Origin of the sequence: Collinsella sp. AM43-1, assembly GCF_003467925.1 — a bacterium.
Taxonomy (GTDB): Bacteria; Actinomycetota; Coriobacteriia; order Coriobacteriales; family Coriobacteriaceae; genus Collinsella.
In genome coordinates, this window is the sequence record NZ_QSFR01000004.1 from 142375 (window position 1) to 152702 (window position 10328).

At 61.5% G+C, this 10328-nt stretch carries 10 protein-coding genes; 7 read left to right on the forward strand and 3 right to left on the reverse strand.

The genetic code is table 11. The features are described 5' to 3' along the window. The 6 genes from nikR (at position 1) to DW925_RS03030 (ending at position 6462) form a co-directional block, all read left to right on the forward strand. Positions 1-513, forward strand: coding sequence for a nickel-responsive transcriptional regulator NikR (gene nikR / locus DW925_RS03005; RefSeq protein WP_199408882.1), 513 nt, complete (start codon positions 1-3; stop codon positions 511-513). Between the two features lie 101 nt (positions 514-614). Beyond that, positions 615-3083: a carbamoyltransferase HypF gene (hypF, locus tag DW925_RS03010; RefSeq protein WP_117790319.1), complete on the forward strand. Its 2469-nt coding sequence runs from the start codon at positions 615-617 to the stop codon at positions 3081-3083. A 131-nt stretch (positions 3084-3214) separates the two neighbouring features. Then, positions 3215-3475 (forward strand): HypC/HybG/HupF family hydrogenase formation chaperone, encoded by a 261-nt coding sequence (locus DW925_RS03015; RefSeq protein WP_117629671.1) that lies wholly within the window; start codon positions 3215-3217, stop codon positions 3473-3475. After that, positions 3475-4587 (forward strand): hydrogenase formation protein HypD, encoded by a 1113-nt coding sequence (hypD, locus tag DW925_RS03020; protein ID WP_233505688.1) that lies wholly within the window; start codon positions 3475-3477, stop codon positions 4585-4587. Before DW925_RS03015 ends, hypD begins: the two co-directional genes overlap by 1 nt. 48 nt (positions 4588-4635) lie before the next feature. Further along, a complete protein-coding gene (gene hypE, locus DW925_RS03025) occupies positions 4636-5670 on the forward strand; it encodes a hydrogenase expression/formation protein HypE (RefSeq protein ID WP_117629670.1) in 1035 nt (344 codons plus the stop codon). Positions 5671-5793: 123 nt separating this feature from the next. Beyond that, positions 5794-6462 (forward strand): HAD family hydrolase, encoded by a 669-nt coding sequence (locus DW925_RS03030; RefSeq protein WP_233508975.1) that lies wholly within the window; start codon positions 5794-5796, stop codon positions 6460-6462. A gap of 276 nt (positions 6463-6738) precedes the next feature. On the opposite strand, the gene DW925_RS03035 is transcribed toward DW925_RS03030, so the two are convergent. Together DW925_RS03035 and DW925_RS03040 are read right to left on the reverse strand one after the other, a co-directional pair. Further along, on the reverse strand, positions 6739-7296 hold the full coding sequence (locus DW925_RS03035; RefSeq protein WP_117757704.1) for a hypothetical protein: 558 nt from the start codon (positions 7294-7296) through the stop codon (positions 6739-6741). 235 nt (positions 7297-7531) lie between these two features. Next, the gene (locus DW925_RS03040; RefSeq protein ID WP_117790320.1) at positions 7532-8068 is read right to left on the reverse strand and encodes a PTS glucose transporter subunit IIA; all 537 of its coding nucleotides are present in this window, start codon (positions 8066-8068) and stop codon (positions 7532-7534) included. 337 nt (positions 8069-8405) lie between these two features. Here DW925_RS03040 and DW925_RS03045 point away from each other — a divergent pair, with 337 nt between their 5' ends. Then, entirely contained in the window at positions 8406-9260 is an 855-nt protein-coding gene (locus DW925_RS03045) for a MurR/RpiR family transcriptional regulator (protein WP_117716169.1), read from the forward strand. 143 nt (positions 9261-9403) lie between these two features. Here DW925_RS03045 and DW925_RS03050 read toward each other — a convergent pair whose 3' ends face one another. Next, on the reverse strand, positions 9404-10081 hold the full coding sequence (locus DW925_RS03050; protein WP_233508976.1) for a helix-turn-helix domain-containing protein: 678 nt from the start codon (positions 10079-10081) through the stop codon (positions 9404-9406). Positions 10082-10328: the final 247 nt, after the last annotated feature.

A 10328-nucleotide genomic window follows, 5' to 3' on the forward strand; every position in this document is an offset into this window, starting at 1 on the left:
GTGGCCGAACACGAGCACGGCTGCGGGTACGAGCACGAGCATCCGCACGGGGCGGACGGTGACGCGGGCTGCCACTGTAGTGGCTCCGGCTCCGAGCTGGTCCGTTTTTCGGTTACCGCACCGGATGACCTGCTGCGCCGTTTTGACGAACAGATCGCGCGCCGCGGCGACGTGGCCAACCGCTCCGAGGCCGTGCGCGACCTGATTCGCGCCTCGATCGCCAAGGAGCAGATGCGCACGCCCGACGAGCATGTTATCGGGTCGCTCACCATGATCTACGACCACCATACCGGCGACCTGACGCGCCGTCTGGACGAAGTGCAGCACGACTACACCGGCGAGATCGTATCGACCATGCACGTGCATCTGGATCACCACAACTGTCTGGAGATCCTGGCACTCAAGGGTCGCGGCGAGCGCGTCTACGAACTAGCCGATCGCCTGCTGGGCCTGCGCGGCGTTAAGCACGGCGAGCTCACGTGCGCCGCCACCAAGCAGAGCCTGGGGCTGTAGCGCACCTACCAAAAAGGGACAGGTTTGTTTCGGCAGGTTTAGCGTTTTACCTACCAAAATAAACTTGTCCCTTTTTGGTCGGTTTTGATGAGGAGTGTCGCATGCGGCATGTGCATATTCATGTGACGGGCATTGTGCAGGGCGTTGGCATGCGACCATTTGTGTATCGCGAGGCCATGGCGCATGGCATTTGCGGATGGGTGCTCAATGCGGGCGACGGCGTACATATCGAGGCGCACGCTCCGGCCGATGCGCTCGATGCTTTTGTTGCCGCGCTTTCTGAGCATGCGCCCGCGGCGGCTCGCGTAGAGCATGTCGAGGTTGTGGACTTGGGGCCTGGCGGTTGGAGTGCTGCCGATGAGCAGGGCTTTCGCATTGTGGCATCGCAGGACCAGACCGCGCACACGACGCTCGTCTCGCCCGATATCGCTACCTGTGACGATTGTCTGCGCGAGTTGTTCGATCCCGCCGACCGACGCTATCACTACCCCTTTATCAACTGCACTAACTGCGGCCAACGCTTTACCATCATCCGATCGTTGCCTTATGACCGAGCGGCCACGTCGATGGATTGTTTTCCCATGTGTCCCAAGTGTGCCGCGGAGTATGCCGACCCACTCGACCGGCGTTTTCACGCGCAACCCGATGCCTGCTTTGATTGCGGGCCGCATATTACGTGGCGCGAGGCTGTGAACGGCGATGCGTGCGGGAATTCGTCCGCGACACCGGCAGTCGGCACCACACGCGAGGCCAGCGACGCCATTATCGAGCGCTGCGTTGAGCTGCTGGCCAGCGGTGGCATCGTCGCCATCAAGGGCCTGGGCGGATTTCATCTAGCCTGTGACGCCGCCAGCGAGCAGGCGGTGGCCGAGCTGCGCCGTCGCAAACGCCGCAGCAACAAACCACTTGCCGTCATGATGCGCGACCTTGCCGACGTTGAACGCCTATGCCATGTCAGCGACGTTGAGCGCGGCTTGCTGGCCGGCAGCATTCGCCCCATTGTGCTGCTGCGCCGACGTGCTGCTTGCGAGAGCGGCGGCTCCCCCGACGCCCTCGCGCTCGCGCCGTCCGTCGCGCACGACCTTCCAGAGCTCGGCATCATGCTCCCCTATACGCCGCTTCAACATCTGTTGCTTGCCGCGGCAGAAGCCTGCGGTATGCACGCGCTCGTCATGACCAGCGGAAACCTGAGCGAAGAACCCATAGAAACCGACGACGATCTTGCCTGGGAACACCTCGTTGCCGCCGGCATCGCCGATGCGTTGCTCGGCAACGACCGCGCGATCCTCTCGCGCTACGACGACTCTGTAGTGCGCGTGGTCGACGGCGCCGTTATGCCCGTGCGCCGCGCTCGCGGATATGCACCCCAGCCGTTGCCGTTGCCGGCGCTCGACGGCGCTCCGTCCTGCGTGCTCGCCTGCGGGCCACAACAAAAGGCCACGATTGCGCTCACGCGTGAAGGGACGAACGGCGAGGCAACCTGTTTTGTGTCGCAGCATATCGGCGATGTTGAAAACGGCGAGACCTTCGATGCCTGGAACGCCGCGCGCACGCGCTTGGAAGATCTCTTTGACTTGGCGCCCGCCGCCTTGGCCTGCGATTTGCACCCCAGCTATCTATCGAGCCAGTGGGCGCGCGAGCAGGCACGGGAGCACAATCTGCCGCTCGTCGAGGTGCAGCACCATCATGCGCATATCGCGAGCGTAATGGCCGAGGCCATCGCCGCGGGCCAGCTTACAACCGACGCGCGTGTCCTTGGCATCGCCTTTGACGGCACCGGCGCCGGCACCGATGGGACCATTTGGGGCGGCGAGTTTCTTGTTGCCGGCCTTGGCGACTTTGAGCGCGCCGCGCATTTACTCACCTGGGCGCTCCCCGGCGGGGCGGCCTCCGTGCGCGACGCCCGCCGCAACGCCTTTGCCCTGCTCAGTGAGCTCGGTCTGCTCGAGCACCCAGGCGCCGCTCGGCTTTTGGGCAGCCTCGACGAGCAAACGCGCAGCGTGACAGCCACCATGATCGAGCACGGCATCAACAGCCCGCGCACCAGCAGCATGGGGCGTCTCTTTGATGCCGCGGCAGCAATTCTGGGCATCTGCGACAAGGCAACCTACGAGGGCGAGCCTGCCATAGAACTCGAAGCCGCCGCCTGGCGCGCGTTCAGCAGTGAAAGTGCCTGCCCCACCGGCAATATGGCCAGCTTTTCCGTAACCGAATCATCCCGTCCGGACGACTTCCATGTTCTGAACTCCAGACCGCTTTTTGAGGCGCTTTTGGAGGGAATCAGGACCGGCGTGCCCGCCGGCAAGCTCGCGCTCGACTTCCATGTCACCATCGCACGCGCGTCGGCCCGCATCGCAAGCGAGATCTGCGTCCGTGAAGACCTCGACACCGTCGCGCTCTCGGGCGGTGTGTTCATGAACCGGCTTTTGCTTCAGCTCCTTACCCACGAACTCAAAGACGCCGGTCTTGCCGTCTTGGTCCCCCACGCTGTACCCGCCAACGACGGCTGCATCGCCTACGGTCAGGCCGCCATCGCTCGCGCTCGCCTCGCGCAGACGGCGTTGCGATAGGCTGTTTTGCCAGCCTGCGCGCCGCCGTCTCACAGGTGTAACGCGTTTGCTCGTGACTTCCGCGAGCGCTACCATCAACTGATGGGTAATTAGGCGCCTATCCAGCGCAAAACGTATAAAAGGGGAACATTATGTGCCTTGCCGTTCCCGGTAAAGTGGTCAAACGCGACGACGACCTTAAGGCGACCGTCGACATGATGGGCATCGAGCGCCCCATTTCGCTGCGTCTCGTACCGACGGCGCAGGTTGGCGACTATATTCTCGTACACGCCGGCTTTGGCATCCAGATCGTCGACGAGCAGGAAGCGCAAGAAACGCTCGAGCTCGTTAACGCCATGACCGAACTGGCCGAAGAAGACCAACTGGCCAGCAATCCGGCCGAGGCATACTAGTGGCGGCCGGACAGCCGGCGCGTTCCGGTATCGACTTTTCGGCATTTCGCGACCCCAGGCTGGCTCGCGAGCTCATCGATCGTATTCATGCGCTTGTCGGCAGCCGCAGCATCAACCTTATGGAAGTCTGCGGCACGCATACCGTGAACATCGGGCGCTATGGCTTTCGCTCCATTATGCCTGCCGGGCTCAAACTGCTGAGCGGTCCGGGTTGCCCCGTCTGCGTTACCGCCAACCGCGATATCGACCATGCAATCGCGCTCGCCAAGATGGACGGCGCCATCATCACCACCTTTGGCGACATGATGCGCGTGCCAGGATCGTCCACCTCGCTTGCCGCGCAAAAGGCGGCGGGACGCGACATCCGCATCGTCTACTCTCCGCTCGACGCACTCGACATTGCTGAGCAAAATCCCGAACGCCCGGTTATCTTTATGGGCGTCGGCTTTGAGACCACAACGCCCACCATTGCCGCCGCCATCCTAGAGGCCGACGCGCGCGAGCTCCAGAACTTCTCGGTCTACTGTGCTCACAAGACCACGCCGCCGGCTCTGCGTGCGATCTCCAACGACCCCGAAACGACCATCGACGGCTTTATCCTGCCTGGTCACGTCGCTACCATCACGGGCCTGGCACCCTTTAGGTTTTTGGTCGATGAGTTCGAGACCCCCGGTGTAGTCACCGGGTTTGAGCCGGTCGATATCTTGCAGGGCATCTGCATGCTGGTCCAGATGGTTGTCGAGCACAGGCCCGCAATCGACAACGCCTACCGCCGTGGCGTCAATGCAGACGGCAATCCCGTAGCGCGCCAGCTGGTCGAGCAGGTGTTTGAGCCGTGCGACACCACGTGGCGCGGACTGGGACCGATTGCGGCTTCGGGTCTTTCCATCCGACCCGAATTCGTGCGCTTTGATGCCGGCGCCCGCTTTGACGTACCCATTGAACCGACGGTCGAGCCACGCGGCTGCCGCTGCGGCGACGTGCTGCGCGGAGCCATCACGCCGAGCGACTGTCCTCTGTTTGGCCGCGCTTGCACGCCCGAACACCCCGTCGGCCCCTGCATGGTGAGCTCCGAAGGCAGCTGCGCGGCGTACTTTAGATACCGCGACTAGCCCGGACGCTCCCGCGTACCGGCACCACCCACGATTGGAGTTTTCGATATGTCCCGTAATGCCACCGATAGCACTGTCCTGCTGGGCCACGGCTCCGGCGGCCAGATGATGAAGCGCATTATCGATGAGGTCTTTCTGGATGCCTTTGGGTCGCCCGAGCTGCTCGCGGGCAACGATGCCGGCGTCGCCGCGCTGCCCGCAAGCGGGCGAATCGCCATGTCGACCGACAGCTTTGTGGTAACGCCGCAGTTCTTCCCCGGCGGCAATATCGGCCGCCTCGCCGTATGTGGAACCGTCAACGACGTCGCGACCTCGGGCGCCAACGTGCGCTACCTCTCATGCGGCTTTATCCTCGAAGAGGGCTATCCCATGGACAAGCTGCGCCAGATTGTGCAAACCATGGCCGAAACAGCGCGCGAGGCGGGCGTGTCCATAATCACCGGCGACACCAAGGTGGTCGAGCGTGGAGGTGCCGACGGCGTCTACATCAATACCGCCGGCGTGGGCGAAGTGCCCGCGGGCGTAGCGCTCAGCGGTGCAAACTGTCGGCCCGGCGATGTCATCCTGGTGTCGGGTACGCTAGGCGACCACGGCATCGCCATCATGAGCCAGCGCGAGGGCTTGGCGTTTTCGAGCAACATCGAAAGCGACGCCGCACCGCTCAATCATCTGGTTGCCGACGTGCTCGCCGCCGCCCCCGACACCCGCTGCTTCCGCGACCCCACGCGCGGCGGCCTGGCATCCACGCTCAACGAGTTTGCCCAGGCCAGCGGCGTTGCCATGGAGATCGACGAGGATGCTGTGCCCGTGCGCCCCGACGTGCAGGCCGCCTGCGAGATGCTCGGCTACGATGTGCTGCAGGTGGCAAACGAGGGCAAGATGGTTGCCGTGGTGCCGGCCGAGCAGGCCGATGCCGCGCTGGCAGCCATGCGCGCCGCGCGCTACGGCGAAAACGCCGCGATTATCGGTCGCGTGCTGCCGCTTGCCGAGGACACCCGTCCCGCCGTGCGCGTACGCACCGGCTGGGGATCGACCCGCATCCTCGACATGCTCGTAGGAGAACAGCTTCCGAGAATTTGCTAGGGCGGAACCGCACGGTCGGCGCGATGCGGCTTGATATCCCTGGAGATGTTCAGATTCCAGCCACGCCAGACACGTAAGCCCAGTATTATGAGGTGCGTTTTAAACCCAATGACGGGAGCTTTCATGGCAGCAGCTTTTTCCCATGTGATTTTTGATTTAGACGGCACCATCCTCAACACGCTCGAGGACCTGGCGGCCGCCGGCAACCATACCTGCGAGACGCACGGCTGGCCTACGTTTGCCGTCGACGAGTACCGCTACAAGGTGGGAAACGGCATGCTCAAGCTGGTTGAGCGCTTTATGCCCGCCGAGTATGCGGGCGACGGCCGTATGTTTGAGCAGACGCTTGCCGAGTTTAGGGCTTACTACGGCGAGCACAAGGAGGACCACACCGCCCCCTATGCCGGCACGATCGAGATGCTCGACCGCTTGCGCGCCGCGGGTGTGCAGCTTGCCGTACTCACTAACAAGGACCACGTCTCGGCGGCTTCGCTTATCGAGAAATACTTTGGTTCCGAGCGCTTTGCGCTGGTGCAGGGCCGTGTCGATGCGTTTCCGCCCAAGCCCGAAGCACCCGTCACGCTGCATGTGATGGAAGAGCTGGGTGCCGATCCGGCAACCACGCTCTATGTGGGCGATTCCAATGTCGATATCCTGACCGGCCACAACGCCGGCCTTAAGAGTGCGGGCGTCAGCTGGGGCTTCCGAGGCCGCGCAGAGCTCGAAGCAGCCGGTGCCGACTACGTGGTTGACACGCAGGAAGAGCTCGCGGCGCTGATCCTGGGCGAGTAACGCCAGCGCTGCCCAACCCAGCCGCCGCAATGCCGTTGCGCGGAAAGTAGTCGTTGGGGACGTTCTTAAACGACTGGTCAAACAATGGCAACGTCGCAGGTAGAGGACGGACAGCGAAAACGCCCCTAAGCGAGCAAGGTGACGTGAAATGAAAGGGCGCTGACCTTCTGGTCGCGCCCTTGAAATTGAACGTCAGATTGCCGCTTAGGGGCGTTTGCAGCGTCGGGCAGTTACGGCGTTTGGTAAAACGCCGTAACGAACTACCGCGTAACTCCCCTAGCTCATCATCGCATTCATCATCTCGGTGGTTGCGGAATCGTCAGCAGACCACTCGCCATCGTCATTGGCGGTGTACTTGAAGGTAACCTTGGTGTCCTTGGTCTTAGCGGCCTTGGTCACGTCGACCATGACCTGGCCGGCCATCTTGTACAGGTCGTCCTCGGAAGGCATCGTATCGAGCGCCGCGATCTTCTCCTGATACTGGGTGGCGAAATCTTCAACGATCTTGTTCATGGACTTGCAGGTAATGGTGACATCGGCAGTCGCGGTGCCCTTGTCCTCGTCGACCGTCACATCGCCGATCTTGTAGTCAAAACCCTCGAGATAGCTCTTGGCGTACTCCTTGGGATCGATGCCCAGCTGCTCGAACTCGTCGCCCGAGGCCTCTTCCAGGCCGGCGAGGAAGTCGTCGCCGCCGTTCTTGACCTCGTCAAACTGCGTCGTAAGATCCTCGGTGATGAGCTCCTCAACCGAAGGACCTCCGCAGCCGGAAAGCACAACCACGCACGCGACCAGAACAGCCATCAGGGGCGCAAGCAGCAGCTTCTTCTTCATGACATTCCTCCCAACAAGCGGCACCGCGCTTCCCGACGCGGTGCGCGTCGTAACAATAAGGCCATACTAGCCGATAACGAACACCCCCGGCAAAGCAAAGGCGCAGTCGGCTCGATTTAACGTCCGAACGGTTTACCGGTCCGCCCAACGCGCAATAAAACGTTCCGCCGCATTGCAATAAAAAAGGGCGGCCGGATAACCCGACCACCCCAAAACACCCTTATGTTGCCGCAGACTACTTGCGGACGACCTTGACGATGGCATCGCCAGCGGAGACAGCGGAGTCAGCCTCGACGGCGAGCTCGACGTCGGCGAACTCGGCGGTGTTGGACACAGCCACGACGACGCAGTCCTTGTAGCCGGCAGCGGCGATCTTGGCGCGGTCGATCTTGAGCATGGGCTGGCCAGCCTTAACGACATCGTCGGCCTTGACGAAGCCCTCGAAGCCGTCGCCGTTCATGTTGACGGTATCGACGCCAACGTGCACCAGAACCTCGATGCCGCTATCGGACTGCAGGCCCACGGCGTGACCCATGGTGACGGTCACCTTGCCGTCGCAGGGAGCGTAGACCAGATCGTCCTCGGGCCACACGGCGCAGCCCTTGCCCAGGACCTCGCCGCCAAAGACGGGATCGGGCACATCGGCCATCTTGATGACCTTGCCCTTGACGGGCGAGCACAGCACGTCGGCGCCGGCAGAAGCAGAGATGGAGGACGGAGCAGCGGCAGTCGCGGGCTCAGCCTTCTTCTTGAACATGTCAAACAGACCCATACGTTTTCTCCTCTTGATTCAGCGCAACGTTATGCGCATGCCTATGGTGATTATAGTGCCAAATGGCCAAAATACTAAGGCGAGGGCTCGAATCGCAAGCCCTTTCAAGCCCTTCCCAAAACCTTTTCCCCAGTGGTTCTCATATTGTCGATTAACCCTCGATAAGCCGAGTATCGTCTGCGCACGGAACGGGCAGAAGCGGGCGCGCCAAACCCGACACTTCTTTTCGCGCCCACGGACCGCCGCCGCCCCGTCCCTGACACTTCCTGATACCGACCGAAACGTGCCAAAATAAACCCGTTCCTTTTTGCCAGGTTTGGCAAGTGTGGGAGTTCGCATGGATATCAAACGCAAGATTACCGAGGCGCAGGGCCTCACCCCCACCGAGCAACAACCCGGCATTGCGGCCCTTGCCATCGGCGAGGACATCCGCGGGCTTTCTATTAAGGAATTTGCCGCGCGCACCAACGTTTCCGTTGCGAGCGTGCACCGTTTTTGCAAAAAGCTCGGCCTCGAGGGCTTCAAGGATCTCAAGGTCGAGCTTATTCGCTTGACAACTGAGGCGGGAAACCGTCGCGACGTGGACATCGACTTTCCCTTCGATGCTACGTCCACCCCCGCGCAGGTCATGGAGCGTATGGAAGGACTCTACCAGACTACGCTGGCCGAGACGCAGGAGCTGCTCGACCCCGCACAGCTCGACTACGCCGCCAAGCTCATCGCGAACGCCCGACAGGTCGATATTTTCACGGGCTCGCACAACCTCTATCCAGCAGGAATGTTCCGCGATCGCCTACTCTCCGACGGTAAAAGTGCGACGTGCCACGACAATGCCGAAGCCCAGGTGCGCACGGCGCTTGCCTCGGGCCCCGACCATGTGGCAATCGCTATCTCCTACAGCGGCCTTGCCCCCAACCTCAAGGACATCTTGCCGATCATCAGCAGTCGGCATGTCCCGGCCATCGTCATCGGCACGCCTCATTGCGCGCGTATTCACCCCGGCTTTGCCGCCTACCTCACGGTGAGCGACCACGAGAGCATGACGCACCGCATCACACAGTTCGCGTGCCACATCGCCGTGCAATACGTGCTCGATTCGCTCTACAGCAGCTACTTTGCCAAAGACTACGCCCGCTGCTCCGAGTTCCTGGAGCAATCGTTTCCCTACACCCGCCTGCCCGGGCTCAAGTAGCGACGAGCGTGGATTTTTGGACGCTTAACTAACGAGCGTGGACAATCTCCCACTTTGAGGCCGTCACCGAGCCAAAACCGGGAGATTATCCACGCTCATTTTGGGTCCCCTGGGAACGCATGAGGAGGGCGGATAGACAGCCGTTATTTGCGAGGCGTCAGCGACGTAAAGAGTCCGTGTTGGTTGCAGTAAAGAAATATTCTGCCGCGCCCGGTAATATGGAAGCGCGGCTGCACCGATTGCTCTGGATAGAGCTTCTTAAAGCTGATGCCGTCCATAGTCGCATATGCCACAAAGCTAATGTAGTGATCCTTGGTCATGGGATGATCGAGCGTGACGTACCAATCGTCCTCGATGCGCTCGATGGAAAAGGCATGGTCCGCGTCCGGCTCTTCGGCCTCCTGGGGAAACATCGTGGAGCCACAGCAGCTAAAGCTGCCTTCTCCGAGCGCGTGCACAACGTTTCCGCAGATAGGGCAAACGTAAAAGACGCCTTTGAGCATATTGCCTGCACGGTTGGCGTTAGCCCGAATGTCACCAGCCAAAAGCTCAGCCACGCTTATGCCGAGTCTCTGGGCCAAAGGCTCAACGAGGGAAATGTCAGGAAGGCCGCGGCCGGATTCCCACTTGCTGACGGCTTTATCGGTCACGCCAAGGCTTTCCGCCAGGGCGCGCTGGGTGAGGCCGCGCTCTTCGCGCAGCCGCTTGATGGCATGCGCTGCCAAAAAAGTATGGGAAGCATTGGTTTGCCGTGTCTGGTTCATGGGCTGTCCAATCAAGTTGAAGAAATGGAGTGAACCGGTTCGACAGTCAGTATCCATTTGAAGGCCAGGCTCGACAACCTACGCTGCGTAGACATGCGCCAATCGAACGAGCGCGGATTTTTGGACGCTCATCCTCAGTAGTCATTTAAGAACGTCCCCAACGACTACATCAAGAACGTCCCCAACGACTACATCAGGAGTGTCCCCAGGTGCCGGCAGAAAAGGAACGTCCCCAAGTGCCGCCCCTTGCCAGCAACGGGAGTGCCGATGTCTTGGCAACGACAGACACTATGACCCAATCCGA